At 74.1% G+C, this 26,067-nt stretch carries 23 protein-coding genes; 11 read left to right on the forward strand and 12 right to left on the reverse strand.

Going from position 1 to position 26,067, the window contains the following annotated elements:
- Positions 1 to 24: 24 nt before the first annotated feature.
- Entirely contained in the window at positions 25 to 621 is a 597-nt protein-coding gene (locus OG715_RS26955) for a hypothetical protein (RefSeq protein WP_266271508.1), read from the reverse strand.
- Positions 622 to 776: 155 nt separating this feature from the next.
- Here OG715_RS26955 and OG715_RS26960 point away from each other — a divergent pair, with 155 nt between their 5' ends.
- From OG715_RS26960 to OG715_RS26980, 5 genes are all read left to right on the forward strand, one after another.
- The gene (locus tag OG715_RS26960) at positions 777 to 1,988 is read left to right on the forward strand and encodes a sensor histidine kinase (RefSeq protein WP_266271510.1); all 1,212 of its coding nucleotides are present in this window, start codon (positions 777 to 779) and stop codon (positions 1,986 to 1,988) included.
- Positions 1,985 to 2,635 carry a response regulator gene (locus tag OG715_RS26965; RefSeq protein ID WP_266271511.1) on the forward strand — a complete coding sequence of 217 codons (651 nt, stop codon included), beginning with the start codon at positions 1,985 to 1,987 and terminating at the stop codon, positions 2,633 to 2,635. The genes OG715_RS26960 and OG715_RS26965 overlap by 4 nt, the downstream gene beginning before the upstream one ends.
- Before the next feature lie 197 nt (positions 2,636 to 2,832).
- On the forward strand, positions 2,833 to 3,702 hold the full coding sequence (locus tag OG715_RS26970; RefSeq protein ID WP_266271512.1) for a 3-hydroxyacyl-CoA dehydrogenase family protein: 870 nt from the start codon (positions 2,833 to 2,835) through the stop codon (positions 3,700 to 3,702).
- Between the two features lie 446 nt (positions 3,703 to 4,148).
- Positions 4,149 to 4,481, forward strand: a complete 333-nt coding sequence (locus tag OG715_RS26975; protein WP_266271513.1) for an STAS domain-containing protein — start codon at positions 4,149 to 4,151, stop codon at positions 4,479 to 4,481.
- 187 nt (positions 4,482 to 4,668) lie between these two features.
- Positions 4,669 to 7,092, forward strand: coding sequence for an ATP-binding protein (locus OG715_RS26980; RefSeq protein WP_266271514.1), 2,424 nt, complete (start codon positions 4,669 to 4,671; stop codon positions 7,090 to 7,092).
- Positions 7,093 to 7,107: 15 nt separating this feature from the next.
- On the opposite strand, the gene nucS is transcribed toward OG715_RS26980, so the two are convergent.
- Positions 7,108 to 7,767 (reverse strand): endonuclease NucS, encoded by a 660-nt coding sequence (gene nucS / locus OG715_RS26985; protein WP_045941615.1) that lies wholly within the window; start codon positions 7,765 to 7,767, stop codon positions 7,108 to 7,110.
- Between the two features lie 509 nt (positions 7,768 to 8,276).
- Between nucS and OG715_RS26990 the strand changes: the two genes are divergently transcribed.
- Positions 8,277 to 8,669, forward strand: coding sequence for an SCO5389 family protein (locus tag OG715_RS26990; RefSeq protein ID WP_266271516.1), 393 nt, complete (start codon positions 8,277 to 8,279; stop codon positions 8,667 to 8,669).
- 114 nt (positions 8,670 to 8,783) lie between these two features.
- Here the strand turns inward: OG715_RS26990 and OG715_RS26995 are convergent, their stop codons facing one another.
- Positions 8,784 to 10,091, reverse strand: a complete 1,308-nt coding sequence (locus OG715_RS26995) for an LLM class flavin-dependent oxidoreductase (RefSeq protein ID WP_266271517.1) — start codon at positions 10,089 to 10,091, stop codon at positions 8,784 to 8,786.
- 228 nt (positions 10,092 to 10,319) lie between these two features.
- On the opposite strand from OG715_RS26995, the gene OG715_RS27000 reads away from it, so the two are divergent.
- A complete protein-coding gene (locus tag OG715_RS27000; protein WP_030392768.1) occupies positions 10,320 to 10,643 on the forward strand; it encodes a hypothetical protein in 324 nt (107 codons plus the stop codon).
- A gap of 33 nt (positions 10,644 to 10,676) precedes the next feature.
- Here OG715_RS27000 and OG715_RS27005 read toward each other — a convergent pair whose 3' ends face one another.
- Positions 10,677 to 11,441, reverse strand: a complete 765-nt coding sequence (locus OG715_RS27005) for an ABC transporter permease subunit (RefSeq protein ID WP_266271518.1) — start codon at positions 11,439 to 11,441, stop codon at positions 10,677 to 10,679.
- A gap of 1 nt (position 11,442) precedes the next feature.
- Positions 11,443 to 12,447: an ABC transporter ATP-binding protein gene (locus OG715_RS27010; RefSeq protein ID WP_266271519.1), complete on the reverse strand. Its 1,005-nt coding sequence runs from the start codon at positions 12,445 to 12,447 to the stop codon at positions 11,443 to 11,445.
- A 92-nt stretch (positions 12,448 to 12,539) separates the two neighbouring features.
- Here OG715_RS27010 and OG715_RS27015 point away from each other — a divergent pair, with 92 nt between their 5' ends.
- Positions 12,540 to 13,340 carry an alpha/beta fold hydrolase gene (locus tag OG715_RS27015; RefSeq protein ID WP_266271520.1) on the forward strand — a complete coding sequence of 267 codons (801 nt, stop codon included), beginning with the start codon at positions 12,540 to 12,542 and terminating at the stop codon, positions 13,338 to 13,340.
- Entirely contained in the window at positions 13,337 to 13,678 is a 342-nt protein-coding gene (locus OG715_RS27020; protein WP_266271521.1) for a hypothetical protein, read from the forward strand. Before OG715_RS27015 ends, OG715_RS27020 begins: the two co-directional genes overlap by 4 nt.
- Positions 13,679 to 13,748: 70 nt before the next feature.
- Here OG715_RS27020 and OG715_RS27025 read toward each other — a convergent pair whose 3' ends face one another.
- The 3 genes from OG715_RS27025 to mce all read right to left on the reverse strand — a co-directional run bounded on the left by OG715_RS27025 (position 13,749) and on the right by mce (position 20,442).
- Complete coding sequence (locus OG715_RS27025; protein WP_030302799.1) at positions 13,749 to 14,678, reverse strand: coiled-coil domain-containing protein; 930 nt, start codon at positions 14,676 to 14,678, stop codon at positions 13,749 to 13,751.
- Positions 14,679 to 14,785: 107 nt separating this feature from the next.
- Positions 14,786 to 19,441, reverse strand: a complete 4,656-nt coding sequence (locus OG715_RS27030; protein ID WP_266271522.1) for a hypothetical protein — start codon at positions 19,439 to 19,441, stop codon at positions 14,786 to 14,788.
- Positions 19,442 to 19,998: 557 nt separating this feature from the next.
- Complete coding sequence (gene mce / locus OG715_RS27035; RefSeq protein WP_266271523.1) at positions 19,999 to 20,442, reverse strand: methylmalonyl-CoA epimerase; 444 nt, start codon at positions 20,440 to 20,442, stop codon at positions 19,999 to 20,001.
- Positions 20,443 to 20,696: 254 nt separating this feature from the next.
- Here mce and OG715_RS27040 point away from each other — a divergent pair, with 254 nt between their 5' ends.
- Positions 20,697 to 21,890 (forward strand): acetyl-CoA C-acetyltransferase, encoded by a 1,194-nt coding sequence (locus tag OG715_RS27040; RefSeq protein WP_266271525.1) that lies wholly within the window; start codon positions 20,697 to 20,699, stop codon positions 21,888 to 21,890.
- A gap of 86 nt (positions 21,891 to 21,976) precedes the next feature.
- Positions 21,977 to 22,933: a methylmalonyl Co-A mutase-associated GTPase MeaB gene (gene meaB, locus OG715_RS27045; protein ID WP_266271526.1), complete on the forward strand. Its 957-nt coding sequence runs from the start codon at positions 21,977 to 21,979 to the stop codon at positions 22,931 to 22,933.
- A gap of 68 nt (positions 22,934 to 23,001) precedes the next feature.
- On the opposite strand, the gene OG715_RS27050 is transcribed toward meaB, so the two are convergent.
- From OG715_RS27050 to OG715_RS27065, 4 genes are all read right to left on the reverse strand, one after another.
- Positions 23,002 to 23,526 (reverse strand): MarR family winged helix-turn-helix transcriptional regulator, encoded by a 525-nt coding sequence (locus tag OG715_RS27050; RefSeq protein ID WP_266271527.1) that lies wholly within the window; start codon positions 23,524 to 23,526, stop codon positions 23,002 to 23,004.
- A 146-nt stretch (positions 23,527 to 23,672) separates the two neighbouring features.
- Positions 23,673 to 24,488 carry an AIM24 family protein gene (locus OG715_RS27055; protein ID WP_266271846.1) on the reverse strand — a complete coding sequence of 272 codons (816 nt, stop codon included), beginning with the start codon at positions 24,486 to 24,488 and terminating at the stop codon, positions 23,673 to 23,675.
- A 263-nt stretch (positions 24,489 to 24,751) separates the two neighbouring features.
- Entirely contained in the window at positions 24,752 to 25,402 is a 651-nt protein-coding gene (locus OG715_RS27060) for an AIM24 family protein (RefSeq protein ID WP_266271528.1), read from the reverse strand.
- On the reverse strand, positions 25,402 to 26,040 hold the full coding sequence (locus OG715_RS27065; protein WP_078879803.1) for an AIM24 family protein: 639 nt from the start codon (positions 26,038 to 26,040) through the stop codon (positions 25,402 to 25,404). The genes OG715_RS27060 and OG715_RS27065 overlap by 1 nt, the downstream gene beginning before the upstream one ends.
- Between the last annotated feature and the right edge of the window lie 27 nt (positions 26,041 to 26,067).

A 26,067-nucleotide genomic window follows, 5' to 3' on the forward strand; every position in this document is an offset into this window, starting at 1 on the left:
GCACCCGCACCCGCCGCCGCTGTCCTAGCTGTGCTTCGCCCGCTCGGGGATGCTCCAGCCGACGATCCGGCCCTCCTCGACGATCGCGCCGGCCGGCGGCTGCTTCGGCCAGAGGGTGTAGCTCGTGGCGATGACGAGGTTCACCACCGCGGCGATGCCCAGCCGCCAGTACCACTGGTCGAACACCTCGGTCCCGGTGGCGTCGGTGAAGAGCTTCAGCGCGGTGATCAGGGTGAGCGTGATCGCCACCGAGACCAGGGTGCGGCAGCAGATCCGCCACTCGTGCCGGCTCCGGGCGGTGCCGTACTTGGGTGCGGGCAGCGGCTTCGGGCCGCCGCCGAAGCGGTGCTGGAACCGTTCGTCGGCCCAGCGGACCACGGACGGCCCGTAGCCGACCGAGAAGCCCAGGTAGCTCGCGGCGAGCGCGTGCGTCCAGGAGGCGGTGGCGCCGCCGTGCAGGTCGACGAAGGTGAGCAGGAACAGCGCCAGGTCGATCACGGGCAGCCCGACCAGCAGGACGGTGCTCACCTTCTGCCACCGCAGCAGGTAGCGGGCGGCCAGGCCCAGCGCGAGAACCACCCAGAAGGCGACCTCGGCGGCGAGGACAAGGGTGACGATCATGGTGCGCTCCAGTTCTCGACGACGCTCCCAGCCTCCCCGCGGCACCCCCGCGCGCGCGTCGTCGGCGAGGACGGACCGCCCTGCATCTTTGGATGTAGCGGCGCTCCTCCCGCCTCCGGAGTCGGCTGCGGGGCCGGAGATGATCTGATGGGGGCGTGCGCAGACCCACACCCACCCCACGGCAGGTCGATGCCTCGATCGCGCTGGCCGGGCTGCTCGGCGGACTGCTGCTGATCGTCTTCCAGGTCTACGACCACTCCTCGGCCATCCCCCGCTGGCAGGTGCTTCCGGCGCTGCTGGCGATGGCGGCCCTGGAACTGGTCCGGCGGACCAGGCCGATCACCATCGCCGTCCTCGGCGGGCTGGTCTTCGCCGGGAGCATCTTCTCCGGCGCCCTGCTGGCGACCACCATGATGTACACCGACCTGCTCTACGCGGCGGTGGTGTACGGGCCCCGGCGGATGTCGCCGATCCTGCACATCAGCGGAATCGCCTCGGTACTGGTGCTGAGCACCCTGAGCTTCGTCTACAGCGACACCGGTACGGCGGTCGCGGTGGTGGTGATCACCACCCTGGTCTTCCTGGGCCCGCTGTGGAGCGCCGACATCGTGCGCAAGCACCGGCAGGAGGCGGAGTCCCAGCGGCTGCGGGCGGAACAGACCGCGCTGCTCTCGGAGATGGACCGGCGCGAGGCGGTGGTCACCGAACGGGCGCGGATGGCACGCGAGTTGCACGACGTGGTGGCCAACCACCTGTCGGCGATCGCGATCCACGCGACCGGCGCGCAGTCGATGGCGCGGCGTCAGGGGCGTCCGGCGGACGATCCGGTGCTGGAGGTGCTCGGGGTGATCCGCGAGAACAGCGTCCAGGGATTGGCCGAAATGCGTCGCATCGTCGGGCTGCTGCGGGACAGCGGCGGCGGCGAGGCCGACGAGTCGTACGCCGCGCCGGACCTGTCGGCGGTGGACGCGCTGCTCGCCAAGGCCCGGGCGGCCGGGCGGGACGTCGGACTGGACTTCGAGCTGGCCGAGCAGGGGGAGCGCGGGGTCCTGCCGGTGCCGGTCGGGCTGGCCGCGTACCGGATCGTGCAGGAGTCGCTGACCAACGCGCTCAAGCACGCCGGCCCGGGGGAGGTCCGGGTGCTGCTGGACTTCCGGGCCGAGGAGCTGCGGATCAGTGTGGACAGCCCGTTCCGGAGCGGGGCCGGGCAGGCGCTGCCGGGCGCCAGGGCGGGGCTGGTCGGCATGGCGGAACGGGCCTCGCTGCTGGGGGGCGGCTTCGAGGCCGGGCCGAGGGAGGGCAGCTGGAGCGTGCGCGCGGTGCTGCCGAGGGAGCAGGCGACGGAGGAAGGGGCGGGACGGTCATGACGATCCGGGTGCTGGTCGCGGAGGACCAGGCGGCGGTCAGGGCGGCGCTAGTGATGATCCTGCGGGCCGAGCCGGACCTGGAGGTGGTCGGCCAGGCGGCGGACGGCGAGGAGGCGGTCCGGCTGGCGCTGGAGCTGCGCCCCGACGTCGTCCTGATGGACGTGCAGATGCCGCGGCTGGACGGGGTCTCGGCGACCCGCCAGGTGGTGGCGGCCGGGGCGGCGCAGGTCCTGGTGCTGACGACCTTCGACCTGGACGAGTACGTCTACGGGGCGCTGCGGGCCGGGGCGGCCGGGTTCCTGCTGAAGGACCTGGAGGCGGACGCCCTGGTCGACGGCATCCGCACGGTGGCGCGCGGGGACGGCATGCTGGCGCCCTCGGTGACCCGTCGGCTGATCGGCACCTTCGCCCGTCCGGAGCGGCAGGCGGGGCCGGAGGCCCGGGCGGCGGTGGCCGGGCTGACGCCGCGCGAGCGGGAGGTGCTGGCCTGCATCGGTGCCGGGCTGTCGAACGGTGAGATCGCCGGGCGGCTGGAGATGGCGGAGGCGACCACCAAGACCCATGTCAGCCGGATCCTGGCCAAGCTGCGGCTGCGCAGCCGGGTGCAGGCGGCGATCCTGGCCCAGGATCTGGGGCTGATGATGTGACCGGTCGGATCGATCCGATCAGCTGACCTTCTCGCCCGCTCAGGTCTGTCGCAGATCACACCCCCGGATGCCACCACGGGCGCCGGATCGGCATTAAAGTCCCGCCCATGAGTGATGCGGCTCGGTGGGTGATCCCTGCCTTGAGCCGCCTTCAGGGCCCGCCCACCAGGGCGGCGACGGCATCGGGAGACCAAGCCATGAGCAGTGCGTCCAGCAAGCAGATCGCCGTGATCGGGGCCGGCCTGATGGGCGCCGGCATCGCCCAGGTCTCCGCCCAGGCCGGACACCCCGTGGTCCTGCGCGACGTGACCGAGGAGGCGCTGCGCCGGGGCCTCGACGGCATCCGCGCCTCGTACGACAAGTTCGTCTCCAAGGGCCGGCTCACCGCCGAGGACGCCGAGGCGGCGCTCGGCCGGATCACCACCACCACCGACCTCGGCGCGGTCGCCGAGGCCGACATCGTGGTCGAGGCGGTGTTCGAGCAGCTGGAGGTCAAGGAAGGCGTCTTCAGGGAGCTCGACAAGCTCGCCAAGGACGGCGCCGTGCTCGCCTCCAACACCTCCGCCATCCCGATCACCCGGATCGCCGCCGTCACCTCGCGCCCCGAGTCCGTCGTCGGCGTGCACTTCTTCTCGCCGGTGCCGCTGATGAAGCTGGTCGAGCTGGTCCGGGGCTACAAGACCAGCGACGAGACGCTGGCCACCGTCCGGGCCTTCGCCGAGGGCGTCGGCAAGGACGTCGTGGTGGTCAACCGCGACGTGGCCGGCTTCGTCACCACCCGCCTGATCACCGCCCTGGTCGTCGAGGCCGCCAAGCTCTACGAGTCGGGCGTCGCCTCCGCCGAGGACATCGACACCGCCTGCCGGCTCGGCTTCGGCCACGCGATGGGCCCGCTGGAGACCGCCGACCTGACCGGCGTGGACATCCTGCTGCACGCCGCGCGGAACATCTACAACGAGACCCAGGACGAGAAGTTCGCCGCCCCGGAGATCATGGCGCGCATGGTCACCGCCGGTGACCTGGGCCGCAAGAGCGGCCGAGGTTTCTACCCGTACCCGGGCAAGTGACCGCCGCCGGCTGAGCCGACGGATCGGACGGGCCGTGCGGTCGTGGGACCGCGCGGCCCGTTCTGCCGGGCCTGGTGAGTTTCCTCACGCCGGCGCCGCAGACGGGTGATTTGGGCGGTAATCGAGCGTAAGTGTGGAGAGTTCCTGCGTATATTCCCTCGGACGAGTGAAGTTGCTTCAGATCCGGCCGGAACCAGCAACCCGAGGGCCCGGCTCGCCGTCAGATGGATGACGGGGAACCCGGCATTCCGTCCGGGGCCGGCGCGCGGGGCCGCAGGGCCCGCCCGGCGCCCGGAGCGCCACCGCCCCCGGCCAGGCACCGCCGGCGGCACCCGTACCCACCGACACCCACCCGGCCACCGACACCCGGCGGCACCGACCGTCAGGACCGGCGCCGAGCCCGGTCCGTCCCGGCACGCCGGGCCCGCCCCGCGGAGGAGGAGAGCATGCGCATCACCGGCAACCACGTGGCGCTGGCCCTCGAAGGCCGCCTCGACGTGCGCACCGCCGCCGACGCGCGGGCGCGGCTGCACCAGGCCGTCGACGGCGGCCGCGGCGACCTCGTGCTCGACCTCGGCCGGCTGGAGTTCTGGGACGCCACCGGTCTGGGCGTGATCATGGGCACCCACCGCCGGGCCGGCCGGATCGGGCGCCGGCTGGTGCTCCGCTCCGTCCCGGCCCAGCTCCAGCGCCTCCTGGTGGCCACCCGGCTGCACCGCATCCTCGCCGTCGAGGGCGTCACCGCCGAACCCCTCGGCGCCACCCTGCCGGCCCTCTGACCGCCCCGGCCCGGCCACGGGCCCCGCGATCCCTTGTACCGGGCGGCCGGTGACGGTCCGGCGCTGCGCGGGCGGGCACCGATGTGCGAGAGTCTGGCGTCAGGAAACGGCCGCCGGGCCCGATTCCCGGCCGCGGACGACGCCGGCCGGTACGGGGCGACGGCGCGAGCGTGGGGCGGAGCAGAACGTGGCACAGCCAACCGGGGACTTCCGGCAGGAGTCCGTGCGCACCCGGAACGGTGAACTCGTCTCCGGCGGACTGCTGGTGGGAGTCGGCGGCCCCGAGGGCTCCGAGGTCAGGCCCTGCCCCGAGGAGTGGCGCCCCCGACCCCGCCGGACCGGGCCGGGAGCACCCGCCCGCGGCCCGGCCGGCGACCCCGGCGGCCAGGTCGGCCCGCTCGCGCTCGGCGCCGGCCCCGCCGACCTCCCGCTGCTCGACCGCGAGGCCGACGTCGCCCAACTGCTCGGCCTGCTCGCCGAGGGGCGGTCCATACGCCTGGTCGGCCAGGCCGGCTCCGGCCGCAGCACCCTGCTGTCGGCCGTCGCCTCGGCCGCCGGCGACCTCGCCCCCGGCGGCGTGGTCCAGCTCCGCGGCCACCGGCGCACCGCCGCCGACCTGCTCCAGGAGCTCTTCGCCGCGACCCACCACGCCCCCGGCTTCCGCCCCGACCCCGGCCAGCTCGCCGAGCACCTCGCGGGCGTCGGCGCGATCGTCGTCATCGACGAGGTCGAACCCGACGGCGCCGAACTGGAGGCACTGCTCGCCACCGCCCCCGACTGCGCCTTCCTGATCTCCTCCGCCGCCGACGGCCCGCTGCTCCCGGCCGACTCCCGGCTCCAGGACCACCTGGTGGCCGGCCTCTCCCGGTCCGCCTGCCTGGCCCTCGCCGCCCGGCTGGCCGGACGGCCGCTGGACGCGGCCGAGAAGGCCTGGGCGGTGGACCTCTGGTTCGAGTCCGAGGGCCTGCCGTTGCGCTTCGTCCAGGCCGCCGCGCTGCTGCGGCAGCGGGACGTCGCGGTGGACGCTCTGGTCGCCGCCGAGGAGGACCGGATGGACGTCTTCGGCGCCGTCCGGGAGCCCGTGCACGACCCCGACCCGGCGGTCCGCGAGGCGGCGCTGCGGGGCACCGTGCCGCTGCCCTCGGTCGCCGAGTCCACCCTCCCCGCCGTCCGGCTGGCCGAGGGGCTGAGCGAGACCGCGCAGGCCGTGCTGAGGCTCGCGGTGGCCCTCGGCGGCGAGTGCCCGACCGCCCCGCACCTGCCCGCCCTGATCGACGTCGGCCAGGGCGAGAGCGCGCTCGCCGAACTCGCCGACGCCGGGCTCGCGGTCTCGATCGGCGGCCACCACCGGCTCACCGCCGGGGCGCTGGAACTCCTCGCCCCGCACTGGCCGGCCCGGGACAGCGTGGACGGCGCCGCCCAGCACTTCTCCTGGTGGGTCGGGCACTCCTCGGTCTCGCTGCCGCAGATCGCGGCCGAGGCCGAGGTGGTGATCGGCGTGCTGCTCGCCGACCGGGCCGCCGGGCGGCACGACTCGGTGCGGCGGCTGGCCCGGGCGGCGGCCCCCGCCCTGGCCCTCGCGCTGCGCTGGGGGGCCTGGGAGCGGGCGCTGCGGCTCGGCCTGGAGGCGGCCCGGCGGACCGGCGCCGGGGCCGACGAGGCCTGGTTCCACCAGGAGCTGGGTGTGTACGCCCTCTGCGTCCACGAACCCGGGCAGGCCGTCGTCGAGTTGGAGGCCGCGCTGACGCTGCGGTCGGCGCTCGGCGAGGTGCGCGGGGCGGCCTCGGCGCGCCGGATGCTCGACCTGCTGCGGGCGGAGGGCCGCGAGCTGTCGGCCGGGGCGCCCGCGGGCTCGGGGCCGGTCCGCAGACCCGGTATCCGGGCCATCGCGCGGGTGCCGCTGCGGATCGGCGCCGCCGCGGCGGCCGGTCCGGGCCGGAGCAGAAGGGCGGTCGTCGCCGCCTCGGTGGCGGTGCTGGCGCTGGGCGTGCTCGGGACGGCGGTCGGGCTGGCGGTGACCGGGGAGGACCGGGGCAACGAGCCGCACAGCAGCAGCGACGACGGTTCCACCCTGCCCGAGACCTCGCCGCGCGCCTCCTCGCCCCGGCCGACGGCCTCCGGGGCCTCCTCGCCGGTCACCCTGCCGGCCACCGGACCGTCCGCGGGGACGGGTGGGCCGGTCCTGGAGCAGTCGGCGGCCGGTACCGTTCCGAGCGGTGGCACCACGGCCTCCCGGACGCCCTCGGGCTCGCCGTCGGCCTCGGGTTCGGCCTCGGCCTCGAAGAAGCCGAGCGGTTCGCCGAGCCCGGGGGCGAGCACCGGCACCACTCCGCCGCAGACCCAGGCCCCCAACCCGCCGCAGCCCCCCGGGGGCGGCACCGCGGGCGGTACGGGCGGGGGTGGGACGACCGGCGGGACCACCGGTGGGACGACGGGCGGAACGACCGGTGGCGGCGGTACCCAGCCGACCGGGGAGCCCAGCCCGTCCCCCTCCACGACCTCCCCGACGGCGACCCAGCCCCCGACCCAGCCCCCTACCACCGAACCGACGACGCCGCCGGGCTCGACGAGCCCGACGGCGTCCACTTCGGCGCCCAAGCCGACCGGTTGACCGGCCGGCCGGGGGTCAGAACAGCTTCAGCTTGTCGTCGTCGATGCCGCGCAGCCCGTCGTAGTCCAGGACCACGCAGCCGATGCCCCGGTCGGTGGCCAGCACGCGGGCCTGGGGCTTGATCTCCTGCGCGGCGAAGATGCCCTTCACCGGGGCCAGCAGCGGGTCCCGGTTGAGCAGTTCGAGGTACCGGGTGAGCTGCTCGACGCCGTCGATCTCGCCGCGGCGCTTGATCTCCACGGCGACCGTCGCGCCGTCGGAGTCGCGGCAGAGGATGTCCACCGGGCCGATCGCGGTCGGGTACTCGCGGCGGATCAGCGACCAGCCGGCGCCGAGCACCTCCATCCGGTCCGCGAGCAGCTCCTGGAGATGCGCCTCGACGCCGTCCTTGATGAGCCCGGGATCCACCCCGAGTTCGTGGGAGGAATCGTGCAGCACCTCCTCCAGCGTGATGATGAGCTTCTCGCCGGCCTTGTTCTCCACCGTCCAGACCCCGTCGGCCTCCTTGAGGACGCACGGCGGGGACATCCAGTTGAGCGGCTTGTAGGCGCGGTCGTCGGCATGGATGCTGACGCTGCCGTCGGCCTTGACCAGGATGAGCCTGGTGGCGGAGGGCAGATGGGCGGAGAGCCGACCGGCATAGTCGACTGAGCAGCGGGCAATTACGAGACGCACGGTCGACCACGCTAGCCCACCGGGGCCAGTTGATGCGATTCCACGACGACGGGGTGAAGAATCCGCGAACCCCGCCACGATGGATGCCCTGCGATCCCGTCAAAGCCTGTCGGCACCCTGGCGGCCACCACCAGAGACAGCTACGGTGTGTGACGGCTTGCTTGCGGGAGCGCTGTCGACGGGGATGGAGACTTCAGATGAACGATCCGACAGGTTCCGGCCAATCCGGTGCACGGGGGCGTATTCCCGGAGGAATCCGCCGGAACCACCGGCCTGGTCCGTTGTTGGCTGCCACGCTGTTCTGAGCGGGCGGCGCCCCGGCCGCGTCCCTCGACGGACCAGCGGCGCCCCTGCCTCGGCGTGTTGCCGGAAACACGGTCGTCCGACGGCTTCACACCCGTCCGACGGGGTTCCGGACACAGACGCGCCTACAGCCTCACCCTCAGCTCTGACTTGGACTACGCATCACCGCCCGCGCGCCGCGCGGGCGGACCGCGAGAGGAGAATCCATGTCGCTCGACGTCTCACCGGCCCTGCTGGAGAAGGCCGCGCGGGACGAGGTCGACGAGCGGGAGTTCGTCGACTGCGTCCGCGTCTCCCTGCCGTACGCCTGGGAGCTGATCAGCTCGCTGGTCGCCCGGGCCGAGGTCGACGGCACCGACTTCGCCGACAACCATGTACCGCCGCCCAGCGAGCAGGCCCGCGGCCAGCTCCTGCGGGCCCTGGCCAGCGACGCCATCCGGGGGGCCCTGGAACGGCACTTCGGCGTCCAACTGGCCTTCCAGAACTGTCACCGGGTGGCGGTCTTCCGGCCGTCCTCCGCCAACAAGAAGCGGTACGAGCGCTTCACCTCGGTCCGCGAGCAGCTCCTCAACCAGTCCGACGAACTCCGGGACTGTTGAGCAAGTCATCCGCTCGCCGCAGGGACGCTTCTGCCAGTGCCGACGGTCGGTGCTTCGGTTCGCCGACCGCACCGGCCGCCGGGCCCCTGACGGGGTGCCCGGCGGCCGGGGGTCCTAGCCCAGCTGCGGCAGGACCTCGGAGCCGATCCGGGCGATGTTGTGCAGGGTGGCCTCCCGGTCGCCGCTGCCCTCGGCGAGCAGCGCGAAGCGGCGGATGCCGGTCCGCTCGGCGGTGGCCAGCAGCCGGTCCGCGCACTGCCGGGGAGTCCCGACCGCGTGCAGGTCGCAGAGCAGCTCGGTGTACTCGCGCGGATCGCGCATCTTCCGCTCCCGGCCGTCCACCGTGCGGTGGGCGCCGAGCCCGAACTCGAACCAGCCCGGCATGGCGCCCAGCAGGGTGGCCCGGGCCGTCGAGGCGCGGTCGTCGACCTGGGCGACCCCGGCCGCGACGTGCTGGCGGGTGATCCGCCGCAGCTGCTCCTCGCCGCGCCCGGCCGCGAGCCAGGCGGAACGATACAGCTCCAGCATGTGCAGCTTGTCCTCGTCGCCGGAGTGCATGCCCAGCAGCATCGGCAGGCCCCGCTCGGCGGCGGTACGCACCCCGTTGGGCGAGGTGCAGGCGACCACCATCGGCGGGCCGGCCACCGGACGGCCGGTGGCGGTGAGCTCCTCGGCGGAGCCGTCGGCGTCCTGGCGCTGCCGGGGGAAGCGCAGCGTGCCGGTCCGTTCGTCGAGGCCCAGCCAGGCGCCGAGGTCGGGCTGCCGGGGCGGCTCGGTGGCCCGGGGCACCACGGCGACCTCGGGGAAGGTGAACTGCGGCCCGGCCGCTCCCACCCGGGTCCCGCGCAGCCAGCGCAGCAGTAGGTCGAGCCGCTCCGGGAAGCCCCGTTCGAAGGCGTCGACACCGCCGCCGAACACCTCCAGGTCGATCCACGGGCCGCCGCGCCCCACCCCGAGCGTGAAGCGTCCGTCGGAGGTGAGGTGGAGCAGTGCCGCCTGTTCGCCGAGTGCCACCGGGTGGGTGGTGGAGAGCACGCTGACCGCTGTGCCGATACCGATCCGCCTGGTCCGGCCGAGCAGCAGCGCGGCCAGGGTGGCGGCGTTGGGGCAGACCCCGTACGGGACGAAGTGGTGCTCGGCCAGCCAGACGCTGTGGAGTCCCGCCTGTTCGGCCGCGACGGCGGCGCGCACGGTGCGGTCGAGCGCCTCCCCGTGGGTCTGGCCGGGGAACTGCGCCGAGAGCAGGAACGCGCCGACCTGGACGGGCGCGGTGTCCGCGGTGGCGGAGCCGGTGCGCCGGTCCGCCGGCAGTGGGGTGCCGGCGGCGGCCGTGACGGTGGTGGGGGTCAGCGCCGGGCCGGGTGCCGGCGGGCGGACCCCGACGGGCCGGCGGGTCTCGGCGCGGGTGCTGGTTCGGGTCATGGTGAGGCCTCCTCGGGTGCGCGCAGGGTCTGCGGGCCCCGCCTGTCCCCTCGTGAGTAGCCCATGTCATGTGCCAATGGCACGCCGAACCACCAATTTCCCAGAGAATCGGGTGGATCTCACGGGAAACAGCCGATCATCCTCCGAAGCCGTGATATTGGCCCGCCCGGGCGGCGTGCGGCCGTACGCTGGAACGGTTCCCGACACCCCGCAGAGAGGTAGCCCGACGTGTCGCCCCGACGCAACCGGATCAAGAGCGCCGCCGAACCGGACCGGGCGGAGCCGGCCGCCCCGATGGGCAGCTCGATGCGCCGGACCGAGAGCTACCAGGGCGACGACTGGGTGGTGCAGACGGTCGCCGGGACGGCCGGACGGCACTACCGCTGCCCGGGCTGCGACCAGGAGATCCCGCCCGGGACGGGGCACTTGGTGGCGTGGCCGCTGCACGGCGCGGGCGTGGACGACCGGCGGCACTGGCACCGGGCCTGCTGGGGCGCGCGGGAGCGCCGGGCCTCGAACCTGCTCCGCGGCCGCGGCGCTCCCCGCTACTGACCCGCACCCACCGGTTCCGACGTCCCGCCGGGCTCAGGCGTCGCGCTTCTTCAGCACCAGCGCGCCGCCGGCCAGCGCGGCGACCGTCCAGGCCAGGCAGATCAGGAAGCCCGCCAACGGCCCGTACGGCTGGTCGTTCTGCTCGTAGACCAGCAGCATCCGGGAGCCCGCGTAGTCGGGGAAGTAGTGGGCGACGGTCTTGGCGCCCGGAACCGCCGAGAGGATCGGCGAGAGCAGGAAGAAGAACGGCACCAGCACGCCCAGCGCGAGGGTCTGGTTGTGCAGCATCGTGGTGACGCCGGCCGAGAAGAGGCACAGCATCGTGAGGTAGAGCGCGGCGCCGAACACCGCGCGCAGCACGTTCGGCTCGCTCAGCGAGGTGGAGTGGTCGCCGAGCAGCGCCTGGCCGGTGAAGAAGGTCAGGAAGGCCGTCACCAGCGAGACGGCCAGGGCGAGCCCCCCGAGCACCACGGCCTTGCCGGTGAGCAGGGTGCCGCGCTGCGGGACGGCCGCCAGGGTGACCCGGATCATCCCGCTGCTGTACTCGTTCCCGATCGCCAGCACGCCGAAGACGATGATGGCCAGCTCGCCCAGGAGGATGCCGGAGAAGGCGGTGCCGGTGGCGTCGAACGGGGTGTTGTCGCTGCGGAACTCCTCGAAGTTGTTGTTGGTCAGCAGCGACAGCAGGGCGCCGACGCCGAGGGTGACCACGAAGGTCAGCGCGAGGGTCCAGATCGTCGAGCGGACGCTGCGGATCTTGGTCCACTCGGAGCGCAGGACCGCGGGGAAGGACGCCATCTCAGTTCTCCTCCGTGCCGGTGGCGGCCGGCTGCTCCGCCGTCCCGCCCTTCCAGTCGGCGCCCCAGACGCCGGGTGCGCCGGCCGCGTCCCGGCCCGGCCCGTCGCCGGCGTGGTACTCCACCGAGTCGGCCGTCATCTGCATGAACGCCTCCTCCAACGAGGCCTGCTGCGGGCTGAGTTCGTGCAGCACCACGCCGTTCGCGGCGGCCAGCTCGCCGAGCGCGGCGAGGTCGCCGTCGACCACCTCGACCGAGCCCGTCGGGCCCGCCTCGTGCCGCAGACCGGCGCCGGACAGCGCGTCGAGCAGCCGCTCGGGCTGCGGGGTGCGCAGCCGGACGGCGGAGCGGGAGTTGCGCCGGATGAATTCGGCCATCGGCAGGTCGGCCAGCAGCCGGCCCCGGCCGATGACCACCAGGTGGTCCGCGGTGACGGCCATCTCGCTCATCAGGTGGGAGGAGACGAAGACGGTCCGGCCCTCGGCGGCGAGCCGCTTCATGAGGTTGCGGATCCAGAGGATGCCCTCCGGGTCGAGCCCGTTGACCGGTTCGTCGAACATCAGGATCTCCGGGTCCCCGAGCAGCGCGCAGGCGATGCCGAGGCGCTGGCCCATGCCGAGCGAGAAGCCCCGGGCCCGCTTGCGGGCGACCGGGGTGAGGCCGACCAGGGAGAGCGCCTCGTCCACCCGGCGCTCGGGGATCCGGTTGCTCTGGGCGAGCCAGAGCAGGTGGTCCCGGGCGGTGCGGCCGGGGTGGACGGCCTTGGCCTCCAGCAGCGCGCCGATGTACTTGAGCGGTTCGCTCAGCTGTCCGTACCTCCTGCCGTCGATGGTGACCCGGCCGCCGGTGGGGCGGTCGAGGTCGAGGATCATGCGCATCGTGGTGGACTTCCCGGCACCGTTGGGCCCCAGGAACCCGGTGACCACGCCCTGCGGGACCACGAAGCTCAGCCGGTCGACGGCCAGGGTCGAGCCGTAACGTTTGGTCAGGTCGTGCAACTCGATCATCGCTGCTCCCTTACTCTCCGTCAGGCTATGACAAAGCGGACAAGGTGGCCCGCTGAGTGGGCCCGCCGGGCGCACCGGAATACGGTGGCCCCATGACCCAGCTCCCCTCCGCAGTGTCGGTCCGCGAGAGCGGTACCGGAACTCCCCTCGTGCTGCTGCACGCCTTTCCGCTCAGTGCCGCCATGTGGTCCGCCCAACTGGAGACGCTGCCCGGCCCGACCGGGGACCGGGCCCGGGTGGTGGCCCCGGACCAGCGCGGCTTCGGCGGTGCCGGGCTGGGCTCCGAGGAGCCCTCGCTGGACACCGTCGCCGACGACGTGGCCCGGCTGCTGGACGCCGCCGGGATCGACCGGGCGGTGCTCGGCGGGCTCTCCATGGGCGGCTACGTGGCGCTGGCCTTCGCCGAGCGCCACCCCGACCGGCTGGCGGGCCTGCTGCTGGCCAATACCAAGGCCACCGCCGACCCCGTGGCGGCCAGGACCAACCGGGAGCGGATCGCCGCCGCGGTGCTGGCCCGGGACAGCGTCCGGCTGCTGCTCGACGAGCGGACGGCGGCCGGCCAGCTCGGGCCGGACTCCCAGCACCTGGTGGACCGGGTGGAGGCGATGATCGCCACCGCCCCGCCGGCCACCGTCGCCTGGGCGCAGCGGGCCATGGCGGCCCGTCCGGAGCGGCTGGACGTCCTGGCCGGGGTGCGGGTCCCGGCGGCCGTGCTGGCGGGCGCGGAGGACGCGCTGATGCCCGTCACCGAGGCCGAGCTGATGGCGCGGGCCCTGCCGGACGCCGAGCTGACCGTGCTGCCCCGGGTGGGGCACCTGAGCGCGATCGAGGCGCCGGAGGCCTTCGACGCGGTCGTGCGCCGGCTGCTGGAGCGGGTGGTGGCGGAGGGATGACGGAGGAACACGCGGATGCCGGCGGCTGGGACTTCTCCGCCCTGGAGGTGACGGGCCGGATCCCGTTGACGAACCGGGGCGAGGGGCTGCTCGAACTGACCCTGGAGCCGCTGGGGGAGGACTACTGGATGCGCCCGGGGGAGACGTTCATCGTCACCTCGTACGGCGACTACGGACCGGGGCACCCGTTCGAGGTGCAGTACTGGCCGGACTCGGTGTCGGTCTGGTGCACCTCGTGGTTCGGCACCGTCTCGGACGACGAGGGCAACCAGCTGAGCCACGGCCACCAGCGGCCCGACGGCGCCTACCCGCGCTACGGGCTGTCGGACAACTCCTGAAGCCTGTTCCGGGGAAGCCGGACGGCCCCCGCCCGGGAGGGGCGGGGGCCGTCGTGGCTCGCGGGGTGCGTCAGCGCGACTGCTGGGCGGGCACGCCCATGGTGTCGTCGTTCGGCAGCGAGGCGGCGGCCACGGCCGCGCCGGTCAGCGTCGCCAGCATCTCGCGGACGTTGGTCAGCTGGGCGTTGATGCTGTCGCGGCGGTTGGTGAGCGCCGCCAGCTCGCGCTCGGACTCGCTGCGGATGCGGTCGGCCTTGGCGTTGGCGTCGGCCACGATGTCCTCGGACTGGCGCTGGGCCGTCTCGACGGTCTGGCGGGCGCGGCGCTCGGCGTCGGTGCGCAGCTTCTCGGCCTCCAGGCGCAGCTGCTCGGCCCGGTGCTCGATCTCGGCCAGCCGCTTCTCGGCCTTGGCCTGACGGGCGGCCAGGTCGCGCTCGGACTGCTCGCGGCGCTTCGCCAGGTTGGTCTCGAACTCCAGCGCGGCCTGGGCGGCCTTGGTGCGGGTCTCCTCGAAGAGGGCGTCCGCCTCCTCGCGCTTGTTCTGCGCGTCCTTGTTGGCCTCGGCGCGCAGCTGGGCGGAGTCGCTCTTGGCCTTGTCGACGATCCGCAGACCCTCGTCCTCCGCCTTGGCCTTGCGGTCCTTGGCGTAGTTCTCGGCCTCGGTGCGGACCTGCTGGGCGGCGGCCTCGGCGAGCTCGCGGTGCTGCTCGGCGGCGCGGTGCGCCTCCTCGCGCAGGTCCTTGGCCTCCTCCTCGGCGAGGCGCAGGATCTTCTCGACCCGGGCGCCGAGACCGGCGTACGACGGCTCCGCCTCGGCGACCGCCGCCTGGGCGGTCTGGGTCTCCAGGTGGAGTTCCTCGATGCGCTTCTCGAGTGCGCTGATCCGGGTCAAGGCACTGTCACGGTCGGCCACCAGCTTGGTGATCCGCTCGTCGACCTGGGCACGCTCGTACCCACGGCGCACCAGGTCGAAGCCGTGAGGGGAGTGACTGTCGCTCATGGGGTTCTGGGCTTCCTGTCGTCAAACCGCTGAGGTGGTTGAGGGAATCCTGACACGGTACCGGAGTGTCGGCCGCGAAACGCCGTTGTCCTGCGGACAATGTCCGCTCAATCGGGTGGTGCGCTCTTGGAGCGATTGCCACCCGATCGGGGAGAGCCAATTCCGGCACCGGCCTTGGCACTCCCGTCCTTCTTGCTACTTCCCCCGTTTGCCTGCGCGACCGGTGACGGTGCCTCGAAGGCCTCCAGCGCGGACAGCACGTCCTGGACCCTGGAGATCTCGGTGTTGATGTCCTTGCGCCGGCGCACCAGTTCGTCCAGCTCGCGCCGGCCCTCGTCGGTGACCCGCTGCGCCTCGGCCCTGGCCTCGGCGAGCAGCCGCTCGGCCTCCGCGCGGGCGAGTTCGATCTGCTCGTCCGCGGTCCGGTCGGCGGCCCGCAGCCGCTTCTCGGCCTCGGCGGCGGCCGACTCCAGCCGCTCCTCCGCCTCGTCCTGGGAGGACTTCAGCTTGGCCTCGGCCTTGACGATCAGGGCCTCGGCGCGGTCGGTGGAGCTGGCGAGCTTGGTCTCGGCCTCCTTCAGCAGGCCCTCGGCCTTGCGGACGGCGGACAGCCGGACCTTGCTGGCCTCGCTCGACGCCTCCGAGGTCAGCTCGTTGGCGCGGTCCTCGGCGCCCGCGACCAGGGCGGCCGCGCGGTCCTCGGCCTCGGCGACGGTGGCGACCGCCTGCTCCTCGGCCTCGGTCAGCTGGTCCTGGGCGGCGGTCACCAGGGCGTCCACCCGCTCGCCGGCCGACTTCATGGCCTGCGCGTTCTCCTTGCGGGCGCGCTCGTGCAGGGCCTCGACCTCGGCGTCGGTGCGCTCGCGCAGCTCCTCGGCGCGCTCGCGGATCGCGGTGGCGTCCCGGCGGGCCTCGGAGAGCAGCGCGTCGGCGTCCGAGCGGCCCTTCTCGACTGCCTCCTGCCCGGTGGCCTCGCCGGCCGCGACCAGCCGGTCGGCCTCCTTGCGGGCGGCGGCGACCATCGCGTCGGCCTGCTCCTCGGCGGCGGCGGTGGTGGCCAGGGCGGTGGTGCGGGCGTCCTCGCCGAGCGACTCGGCGTCCGCGAAGGCCTTCTCCAGCACGGACTTGGCGTGCTCGCGGGTGGACCTGTCGAACTGCTCGGCGGTCTCGCGGGTGTCCGCGTCGTAGGCGTCGGCGCGGGCGTGGGTGTCGGCGTCGTAGCCGTCGGCGAGGGTGCGGGTGGCGAGCGCGTACTCCTCGGCCTCGGCCCGCAGCGCGGCGGCGAACTCCTCCGCCTCGGCGATACCGGCGGCGGCCCGGTCCTCGCCGGCGGCCACCGTCCGGGCGGCCAGCTCCTCGGCCTCGGCACGCTGACGCTCGGCGGCCTCCTGGGCGGCGCGCAGGGTGTCGTCCGCCGCGGCGCGCAGCTGCTCGTCCCAGGCCAGGGCCTCGGCCCGGTGCCGGGTCAGCTCGGCCTCGGCGGACTCGCGCTCGGCGGCCAGTTCCAGCTCGGTCTGCTCGCGCAGCGCGGTGGTCTCGGCCTCGGTGCGGGCCCGCAGGTCGGCGGTGTCCCGCTCGGCGGCGGCGCGCAGCTCCGCCACCTCGTGCTCGACCGTGTCGCGCAGCTCGGCGGTCTCGCGGTCGGCCAGCGCCCGCAGTTCGGTGGTCTCCCGGTCGGCGGTGTCGCGCAGTTCGGCGGCGGCCCGCTCGGCCTGCTCGCGGAGTTCCGCGGTCTCCCGCTCGGCGGTGGCCCGGAGTTCGGCGATCTGCTGGGAGGCGGTCTCGTGCAGCCCGGCCACCGACTGGCGGACCTCGGCGGCCTCCTCCTCGGCGGCCTCGACCAGCGCGGCGGCCTCGGCCCCGGCCGCGGCGACCAGCTCCTCGCCGTCGCGCCGGGCCTGCTCCAGCTCCTCGGCGGCCTCGGCCCGGATCGTCGCGGCCGTGGCCCTGGCCTCGGACAGCTCGCGGCCGGCCTCGGCGCGGACGGTCGCGGCCTGCTCGTCGGCGAGCGTGCGCTCGGCCTCGGCCCGCTCGCGCAGCTCCGCCGCGGCGGCCTCGGCCTCGGCCCGGAGCCGGGTGGTCTCGGCGGTGGTGCGTTCGGTGAGCTCGGCGGCGGCGGTCTCGGCCTCGGTGCGGACGCGTTCGGCGTGGGTGTCGGCGGCCTCGCGGACGGCGGCGGCCTCGGCGGCGGTGCGTCCGGCCAGCTCCTCGGCGGCGGCTTCGCTGTCGGCCCGGAGCTGCTCTGCGGCGGCTTCGGTCTCGGTGCGGAGCTGCTCTGCGGCGGCCTCGCTGTCGGCCCGGAGCTGCTCGGCGGCAGCCTCGGCCTCGGCCCGGAGCTGCTCGGCCGCGGCCCCGGCGGACTCCAGGGCCCGCTCGGCCTCGGCCCGGAGCCGGGTGGTCTCGGCGGTGGTGCGTTCGGTGAGCTCGGCGGCGGCGGTCTCGGCCTCGGTGCGGACGCGTTCGGCGTGGGTGTCGGCGGCCTCGCGGACGGCGGCGGCCTCGGCGGCGGTGCGTCCGGCCAGCTCCTCGGCGGCGGCCTCGGCCTGCTCGCGCGCCGCCTTGGCGGCGGCCAGCTGCTCGGCGGTCTCCTCGCGCTCCCGGAGCAGCCCGGCGGAGGCCTCCTCGCGCTCGCGGCGGCTCTCCTCGCGCAGTTCCTCGGCGGCGGACCGGGCCTCGGCCCGGCTGCGGGCGGTCTCGGTGTCGGTCTCGGTGCGCAGCCGCTCGGCGGCGCCGACGGCGGCGTCCCGGACGGCGTTCGCCTCGGTCTGGGCGTCGGCCCGCAGGGCCTGTGCGGCGGCGTTCGCCGCGGCCCGCAGCTGCTGGTCGAACTCGGTTGCCTCGCGGCGCAGTTCGGCGGTCTCCCGCTCGGCGGCGGAGCGGTTCTCGGCGGCCGCGGCCTTGGCGGCGGTGAGGGCGTCCTGGCCCTGCTGCTCGGCCGTGGCGGTGATCTTCGAGGCCTCGGCGCGGGCCCGCTCCAGGGTCTGCTCGGCCCGGCCCTGGGTCTCGGCGGCCTGCTCCTTGGCCCGCTCGCGCAGCCGCTCGATCTCGGCGGCGGCGCCGGAGCGCAGCTCGTCCGCGTCGGACTTGGCCGTAGCGAGCAGCTCCTCGGCGGTCTTCGCCGACTCCTCGATCTGCACCACGGCCTGCCGGCGGGCCTCGCCGCGCACCCGCTCCGCCTCGGCGGCGGCCTGGGCGCGCAGTTCCTCCGCCTCGGCACGCAGCCGGGCGGCCTCGTCCTGCATCTCCTGGATCCGCTCGCGGATCGCGGCGGCGTCGTCCAGGGCGGCGTTCTGGGCGGCCTCGACCGCGGCCCGGGCCTGCTCGCGCAGCCGCTCGGCCTCGGCGGCGGCCTCGGTCCGGATCCGCTCGGCCTCGGCGGTCGCCCCGGCGCGGGTGGCCTCGGAGTCCCGGTCGGCCCGGTCGAGCATCTCCTCGGCGTTCTTGGCGGCCTTGGCCAGGTGGGCGGCTGCCTCCGCGGCACCGGCCGCCCGGCCGGCCTCCTCGGCCTCGCCGCGCAGCCGCTCGGCGGCGCTTTCGGCCTGGGCCCGCAGTTCGGCGACGTCCTGCTCGGCCCGCGCCCGCATCTCGGCGATCGCGGCCTCGGCCTCGGAGCGCAGCTGTCCGGCCACCGACTCGGCGGTGGCGCGCAGCCGCTCGCTCTCCTCGGAGGCGGCGGCCTTGGCGGCGTCCGCCTCGGCCTTGCGGGTGGCGGCCTGCGCGCGGATCGCGTCGGCCTCCTTGGTGGCCTGGGCGACCATCCGGGCGACCTCGGCGCGGGCGGTCTGCGAGCGCTGCTCGCTGGCGGCCTCGCCGTCCGCGACCCGCTGCTCGGCGGCGGCCTCCGCCGCGGCCTGGAGCTGCTCGGCGGCGGCCTCGGTCCTGGCGCGCAGCTCGGCGGCCTCCTGCCGGGCCCGCTCGGCCTCGGCGGCGACCTCGGCGCGCAGTCGTGCTATCTCCGCCTGGGCGTGGGACAACTGCTGCTCGGCGCGGGCCTGCTCGGCGGCCGCGACCTCGGTGAGCCGGCCGATCTCGGCGCGGGCGGCGGCCAGCTCCTGCTCGGCGGCGGCGTGCGCGACGGCGAGCTGCAGCTGGGCCTCGCCGCGGGCGGCGTCCACATCGGCGGCGGCCTGGGCGCCGGCCTGCTGGGCCTGCTCGGAGGCGGCCCGCAGCAGCCGCTCGGCGTCGTTCTGGGCGCGGTGGAGGGCGGCCTCGGCGGCGGCCTGGGCCTCGCCGCGGGCGGCGTCCACGTCCGCGGCGGTCTGCGCGCGGGCGTGGTCGGAGAGGGCGGCGGCCTCGGCACGGGCCGCGGCCATCAGCCGGTCGGCCTCGGCGCGGGCCTCCTGGAGCAGGCGCTGGGCCTCCTGCTCGGTGCCGGCCCGGGCCTGCTCGGCCCAGCTGACGTTCTCGTTGACGTGCTGCTCGGCGGTGCGCCGCAGCTCGGCGAGCTCGTCCTCCAGCTGGCGGCGGCGGGCGGCCAGCTCGGCCTCCAGCCGGGCGGTGCGCTCGGCGGTCTCGGCCATGATCCGCTGGGTCGCGGCCTGGGAGTCGCGCAGCTGGCGCTCGGCGTCGGCGCGCAGCTGCTGGGCCTGCATCTCGGCCGTGCGGAGCATCTGCTCGGCCTGGCCGGAGACGGCGTCGAAGGCGCGCGGCTGGGCGAGCATCCGGCGGGATTCGTGCAGCTTGGCCCGGAGCACCTCCACCTGGTAGGCGAGGTCCTCGGCATGCTCGACTGACTTGTCCCGCTCCTTCCGAGTCCGATCCATCTCGGCCTCGAACTGGGAGAGGTGATCGTCAACCTCGTAGCGGTCGTAGCCCCGCACTCCGCGGTCCCATCCATCTCCTGGTCGCGTCCTCGACCCGGCCGGTCCGCTCCCGTGGTCCGGGCGCCGTTCCGACTGGTCCTTGCATCGCGGACGTCCGGACGCCCCCGTCGTACCGGGAACCTCCGCCGCGTCGTCGGAGTCCGGGGCGTGGGAGCGCGGTCGATCCGCATTCCCCCGTCCGGGTGGACTCCTGGGCGAACTCTTGCCTTGTGGAGAATGGTGACAGATCCGTCTTGCGACTGTTCAGCCGTGCCCGCGTAGTGGACTCCCCTGCGACGGGCCTCCCACCTGGGCGGGCGGGCCTGTCTTCGGCCGTGCCCGTCGTCTCCGTCCCCCGGAGTCTTCGCGCACCTGGGCATTGTAGTGGGAGCGTGTGGCGGGGGAACGGTCGCGTGGGGGTTTTCCGGCCCGACCGCCGAGGTTACCGGCCGGTCACGGCCGCGGCGGGGGCCCCCGGAGGGCCGGGTGCCGCACCGCGGCGGCACCCGGGGGAGCCGTCAGTGGCCCTCGTGCGCGCCCGGCAGGGCGGCGGTGACCAGCTCGGTCAGCACCCCGCCGCAGTCCTTGGGGTGCAGGAAGGTGATCCGCGAGCCCATCGAGCCGATCCGCGGCTCGTCGTAGAGCACCCGGACGCCCTTGGCGCGGATCTCCTCGGAGTCGGCGTCGACATCGGCGGTACCGAAGGCGATGTGGTGGACGCCCTCGCCGTTCTTGGCCAGCCACTTGCCGACCGGGGAGTCCTCCCGGATCGGCTCCAGCAGCTGGAGGAAGGAGGCACCGCCGTCGCCGGTGTCGTTGATCCTGAGCATGGCCTCGCGGACTCCCTGCTCCTCGTTGACCTCGCTGTGGAACACCTCGAAGCCGTAGGTGGCGCGGTAGAACTCGACCGTCTTGTCGAGGTCCCGGCAGGCGATGCCGATGTGGTCGATGCGGGTGAGCACGGATGGCCTCCGATGGGGTTCGGGCGCGACAGGACGGCAACAGTGCAGCGCATGACGGTCGGCAGCGCCACCGATCGGGGTGCGAGTCTGCTCACACGGGCCCGGCAGGGTTCACCCGGGCCGGGTCGGCACGGTGTTGACCGGACCGTGCCAGTGCGCTCGATCACACTACGGGTCCGGTGACGGGCGGGTAACAGGTCAGTAGATTGAGCGGAATCCTCCACCTGGCCACGACGTGCGAAGGGGCTCGTCCCATGACCAACACCACCTCTGTGATCGTTGCCGGGGCACGGACCCCGATGGGCCGGCTGCTCGGCTCCCTGAAGGGCTTCTCCGGCGCGGAACTCGGCGCTTTCGCCATCAAGGCCGCGCTGGAGCGGTCCGGCATCACCGGCGACCAGGTCCAGTACGTGATCATGGGCCAGGTGCTGCAGGCCGGCGCCGGCCAGATCCCGGCCCGCCAGGCCGCCGTCAAGGCCGGCATCCCGCTGAACGTCCCGGCGCTCACCATCAACAAGGTGTGTCTCTCCGGCCTGGACGCCATCGCGCTGGCCGACCAGCTGATCCGGGCCGGCGAGTTCGACATCGTGGTGGCCGGCGGCCAGGAATCGATGACCAACGCCCCGCACCTGCTGCCGAAGTCCCGCGAGGGCTACAAGTACGGCGCGATCGAGCTGCTCGACGCGATGGCCCACGACGGCCTGACCGACGCCTACGAGAACATCCCGATGGGCGAGTCCACCGAGAAGCACAACGCCCGGCTCGGCATCCCGCGCGACGTCCAGGACGAGATCGCCGCCGCCTCGCACCAGCGCGCGGCCAAGGCGCAGGCCGACGGCATCTTCGACGCCGAGATCGTCCCGGTGGAGATCCCGCAGCGCAAGGGCGAGCCGGTCGTGTTCGGCCAGGACGAGGGCATCCGCGCCGACACCACGGTCGAGGGCCTGGCCCGGCTGCGCCCGGCGTTCACCAAGGACGGCACCATCACCGCCGGCACCTCCTCGCAGATCTCGGACGGCGCCGCCGCCGTGGTCGTGATGAGCAAGGCCAAGGCCGAGGAGCTGGGCCTGAGCTGGATCGCCGAGATCGGCGCGCACGGCAATGTCGCGGGCCCGGACAACTCGCTGCAGTCGCAGCCGTCCAACGCGATCAAGCACGCGGTGGCCAAGGAGGGCATCGCGGTCGAGGACCTCGACCTGATCGAGATCAACGAGGCCTTCGCCGCCGTCGCCCACCAGTCGACCAAGGACCTCGGCGTCTCCTCGGAGATCGTCAACGTCAACGGCGGCGCGATCGCGCTGGGTCACCCGATCGGGATGTCCGGCGCCCGGGTCGTGCTGCACCTCGCGCTGGAGCTGAAGCGCCGCGGTGGCGGCATCGGCGCGGCCGCGCTCTGCGGCGGCGGCGGCCAGGGCGACGCGCTGATCGTGCGGGTCCCCAAGGCCTGACCCGTACCGGCCCACCGACCGAACCACACCGGGGCTGCGCACCGCCACAAGCGGGGCGCAGCCCTTCGGCGCAAGGAGACCCACCCATGATCGATGTGCCGACCCTGGTCGAGCAGGCCCGGCAGGGCCGTCCGCGGGCCGTCGCCCGCCTGATCTCACTGGTCGAGAACGCCGCGCCGGAGCTGCGCGAGGTGATGGCCGCGCTGGCGCCGCACACCGGGCACGCCTACACGGTCGGGCTGACCGGCTCGCCGGGCGTGGGCAAGTCCACCTCCACCTCGGCGCTGGTCTCCGCCTACCGGCGGCTGGGCAAGCGGGTCGGCGTACTGGCGGTCGACCCGTCCTCGCCGTTCTCCGGCGGCGCGCTGCTCGGCGACCGGGTCCGGATGCAGGACCACGCCACCGACCCCGAGGTGTTCATCCGCTCGATGGCCACCCGGGGCCACCTGGGCGGGCTGTCCTGGGCCGCCCCGCAGGCGCTGCGGGTGCTGGACGCGGCCGGCTGCGACGTGATCCTGGTCGAGACCGTGGGCGTCGGCCAGTCCGAGGTGGAGATCGCCGCGCAGGCCGACACCTCGGTGGTGCTGCTCGCCCCCGGGATGGGCGACGGCATCCAGGCAGCCAAGGCCGGGATCCTGGAGATCGGCGACCTGTTCGTGGTCAACAAGGCCGACCGGGACGGCGCCGACGCCACCGCCAGGGAGCTGAACCACATGCTGGGCCTCGGCGAGGCCCGCGACGCGGGGGCCTGGCGCCCGCCGATCGTCAAGACCGTGGCGGCCCGGGGCGAGGGCGTCGACGAGGTCGTGGAGGCGCTGGAGAAGCACCGCGCCTGGCTGGAGGAGCACGGCGAGCTGGAGGTCCGGCGCCGCCGTCGGGCCGCCCAGGAGATCGAGGCGATCGCGCTGGCCGCGCTGCGCTCCCGGATCGGCGACCTGCACGGCGACCGGCAGCTGGCCGCGCTGGCCGAGAAGGTGGTGGCCGGCGAGCTGGACCCGTACGGCGCGGCCGACCGGCTGGTGGCGGGCCTGACCAGGGGCTGAGCCCGCGCCGCGGCCCGGCACCCCGGTCGGGGGCGCCGGGCCGCGGGGACCCGTCGGGGGCGGGGTGCTCAGCCGCGTCCGCGCAGGCCGCGCAGGTGCTCGGCGACAGGGGCGAGCGCCTCGTACATCGCGTCGAGCTGCTCGGGTGCGAGGCGGTCGATGAAGTGGGCCCGGACGCTGCGCACGTGGCAGGGCGCGACCCGCTGCATGGTCTCCCAGCCCTGCTCGGTGAGGTTGGCGTAGAGGCCGCGGCGGTCGCCGGGACACTCCTGGCGCAGCACCAGTCCGGCGTTCTCCATGCGGGTGATCTGGTGCGAGAGCCGGCTCTTCGACTGGAGGGTGGCGGTGGCCAGGTCGGTCATCCGCAGCCGCCGCTCGGGCGCCTCGGAGAGCACGACCAGGATCTCGTAGTCGTTGATCGCCAGGTTGTGCGGCTGGAGCTCGCGGCTCAGCTGGTACTCCAGCAGCTTGGCGACCTCCAGGTGGGCGCGCCACAACCGTTGCTCCCGGACGGTCAGCCAGGGGGTCTCCTCCTCGGGCCCTCCGGGCTGCGGGGCCGGGGCGTCTGCCGGGTCGACGGTGTGCGTGTCCATGGTTCTACGATAGCGCACTTAGTTCAATGTTGTACGACTTTACCGGCGTTCACACGACCGGGGGCGTCGCGATCCGGCCGCGGCGCCGCGCGGGAGGCGCGGCGCCGCGGCCGGATCGGCGAGCGGTGAGGGGCGGGCGGAGCGGGTCAGAGCCCGAAGCGCCGCCCGAGGTCGCCCAGGTTACCGAGACCGGGCACGTTCACGTTCGGCAGCTGGCTGCCGCCGTGGCCGGCGCCGTGCTGGCCCGGCACCCCGCCCATCGGCACCCCGGCCTCGGCGTGCACCTGGCCGACGGCGCGCTCGGCCATCAGCACCTCGCTGGACTGGAGCAGCACCTGGCCGGAACCGATGAACTCGAACTGGTGCTCCTCGCCGGAGGCCCCGCCCAGCCCGGTGAGCCGGCGCAGGCCGCCGATCACGCCGTGCATGTAGTCGTGGTCGTAGTGGTGGCACGGCGCCGGGCAGTCCGCCCAGCCGACCAGCGCCTGCGGGTCCACCCGGATCGGCGGCTCGACGAAGTGCACCGGCCCGTTCGAGGCGGCGACGAACTTGCCGCTGCCGATCAGGGTCAGGAAGCCCGGGATGATCGACTGCTTGAGCCGCAGGGTGGGCTCGTAGGCCAGCAGGTTCCCCGAGCGGACCGTCAGGTTCCCCTCCTCCAGGTCGTAGGAGTTGAGGTCGAAGGCCCGGTCGGCCAGCAGCAGCTTGCCGCGGCCCTCGGCGACCACCCAGTCCGCCGCGTGCATCGGCGAGTTGAAGTGCTGCCCGAGCATCCGGTCGATCGCGCCGGCGCCGACGCCCTTGAAGGAGATGTCGCCGTAGTAGGCGACCATCTTGCCCTTCTGCAGGAAGTACGAGCCGTTGAGGTCCACCGAGAAGGCGTACGGGTTGACGTTGTCGTTGGACGGCAGGCTGTGCACGTCGTGGACGACCGGCCCGGTGCCGTCCTGCGCCTTGGGCAGCGGGGCCTGGGCGCCGCCGTACTGCTCCTGGGCGTACTGCTGCGGCGGCTGGGCCGGGTAGCCCTGCTGCGGGGGCGGCGGGTAGCCGCCCTGCTGCGGGTAGCCCTGCGGGGGGTACGGCTGCTGGCCCTGCTGGGGGTAGCCCTGCGGCGGGTAGCCGGGCGGCGGTGCGGCGGGGTGGCCGGGCTGGGTCGGCTGGCCGTACGGGGACTGCCCGTACGGGTCCTGGGGCTGCCCGTACGGGGGCTGCGGCGGGTAGGACATCAGAGCTTCTCCTCGCTCGCCTGCACGTACACCGTGCCGTGCCCCGACAGCTCCAGCTGGAACGCCTCGCCGGAGCCGCGGCCGATCATGTCGCGCCACCCCAGCGCGGTCGACAGCTTGTTCTGGACCTGGCCCCGGTGCGCGACATAGGCCTGCGGGTCGACGTGCACCGGCTGGTGCGGGGTGATCGGCAGCTCGAAGACGCCGCCGTGCGCCATCACCGCGACCGCGCCGTGGCCGTCCAGCTTGGTGGTGAACAGGCCCTGGCCGGTCACCTGGCCCCGGACCATGCCCATCACGCCGCCCTGCGAGCCCATGAACATGGTGGACTGCTGCAGCGAGCCCTCGAAGGCGAGCAGCCGGTCGGCCTCGACGTACAGGGTGTCGCCGGTCAGGTCGATCACCTGGACGTGGTGGCCGCCGTGGCCGAACATCACGGTGCCCTGGCCCTCGACGGTCATCAGCGGGGTGTCCTCGTTGGCCACCCGGCGGCCGATCATCGACATGACGCCGCCCTGGCCGCCGGTGATGTTCGGCGTGAACCGCACCTCGCCGGAGTACGCGAGCATCGCGCCGCGCTGGCTGAACAGCCGCTGGCCGGGCACGACCCGGGCCTCGATCATCTTGCTGTTGATCTTCGTGAACGCCATCAGACGTCACCCCCGACGGTCAGCTTCTCGGAGGGCTGCACGTAGACCAGTCCCTCGCCGGTGAACTCCACCTGGACGGCCTCGCCGCCGCCCTCGCCGATGAAGGTGCTCCAGCCGGCGCCGGACTTGATGGAGCGGTTGAGGTTGCCGGTGTGCGCGACGTACGCCCCGGGGTCGACCCGCAGCGGCATGCCCTGGGACACCCGGAGGATGATCGCCGGCCCCTTGGAGGTGACGGCGGCCCAGCCGTGCCCCTCGACCTTGGTGGTGAACAGGCCGTTGCCGGAGGAGACGCCGTTCAGGCCGGTGAAGCTGGTACCGGTCTTGAGCGTGCCCTCGGTGCAGAGCAGATTGTCGGACTCGACGTAGAGCGTCTCGCCGTTCAGCCGCACCAGGTTGATCTCGGTGGCCTGGTCGGCGAAGTAGCAGGTGCCCTGTCCTTTCACCTCCATGACCGTCATCTGCTCGCCGGTGAGCCGACGGGTCACCATGCCGCGGATGCCGTCACCGCCACCGCTGAGCTTCTTGAAGTTCATCTGGCCGGTGTACGCGACCATTGAACCGTTCTTGGCCTTCACGAGGTCGCCGGTCATGTCGACGGCGAGCGTCTTGGACCCCTGGAGTCGAAACTGTGCCACGGCCGCAATGTAGCGGTCGGCGGGCCG

The organism is Kitasatospora purpeofusca (genome assembly GCF_036010405.1).
In the GTDB taxonomy this organism is placed as follows: domain Bacteria; phylum Actinomycetota; class Actinomycetes; order Streptomycetales; family Streptomycetaceae; genus Kitasatospora; species Kitasatospora purpeofusca.

Bases quoted from the DNA above. Each gene is read 5' to 3' on its own strand.
- OG715_RS27025 (WP_030302799.1), bottom strand. From the start codon at position 14,678: ATGAGCGACAGTCACTCCCCTCACGGCTTCGACCTGGTGCGCCGTGGG.
- OG715_RS27010 (WP_266271519.1), bottom strand. From the start codon at position 12,447: ATGATCGAGTTGCACGACCTGACCAAACGTTACGGCTCGACCCTGGCC.
- OG715_RS27040 (WP_266271525.1), top strand. From the start codon at position 20,697: ATGACCAACACCACCTCTGTGATCGTTGCCGGGGCACGGACCCCGATG.
- OG715_RS27015 (WP_266271520.1), top strand. From the start codon at position 12,540: ATGACCCAGCTCCCCTCCGCAGTGTCGGTCCGCGAGAGCGGTACCGGA.
- OG715_RS26975 (WP_266271513.1), top strand. From the start codon at position 4,149: ATGCGCATCACCGGCAACCACGTGGCGCTGGCCCTCGAAGGCCGCCTC.
- meaB (WP_266271526.1), top strand. From the start codon at position 21,977: ATGATCGATGTGCCGACCCTGGTCGAGCAGGCCCGGCAGGGCCGTCCG.
- OG715_RS26965 (WP_266271511.1), top strand. From the start codon at position 1,985: ATGACGATCCGGGTGCTGGTCGCGGAGGACCAGGCGGCGGTCAGGGCG.
- OG715_RS27020 (WP_266271521.1), top strand. From the start codon at position 13,337: ATGACGGAGGAACACGCGGATGCCGGCGGCTGGGACTTCTCCGCCCTG.
- OG715_RS26970 (WP_266271512.1), top strand. From the start codon at position 2,833: ATGAGCAGTGCGTCCAGCAAGCAGATCGCCGTGATCGGGGCCGGCCTG.
- OG715_RS27005 (WP_266271518.1), bottom strand. From the start codon at position 11,441: ATGGCGTCCTTCCCCGCGGTCCTGCGCTCCGAGTGGACCAAGATCCGC.
- OG715_RS27050 (WP_266271527.1), bottom strand. From the start codon at position 23,526: ATGGACACGCACACCGTCGACCCGGCAGACGCCCCGGCCCCGCAGCCC.
- OG715_RS27030 (WP_266271522.1), bottom strand. From the start codon at position 19,441: ATGGATCGGACTCGGAAGGAGCGGGACAAGTCAGTCGAGCATGCCGAG.
- OG715_RS27060 (WP_266271528.1), bottom strand. From the start codon at position 25,402: ATGGCGTTCACGAAGATCAACAGCAAGATGATCGAGGCCCGGGTCGTG.
- OG715_RS26990 (WP_266271516.1), top strand. From the start codon at position 8,277: ATGTCGCTCGACGTCTCACCGGCCCTGCTGGAGAAGGCCGCGCGGGAC.
- OG715_RS26995 (WP_266271517.1), bottom strand. From the start codon at position 10,091: ATGACCCGAACCAGCACCCGCGCCGAGACCCGCCGGCCCGTCGGGGTC.
- OG715_RS26955 (WP_266271508.1), bottom strand. From the start codon at position 621: ATGATCGTCACCCTTGTCCTCGCCGCCGAGGTCGCCTTCTGGGTGGTT.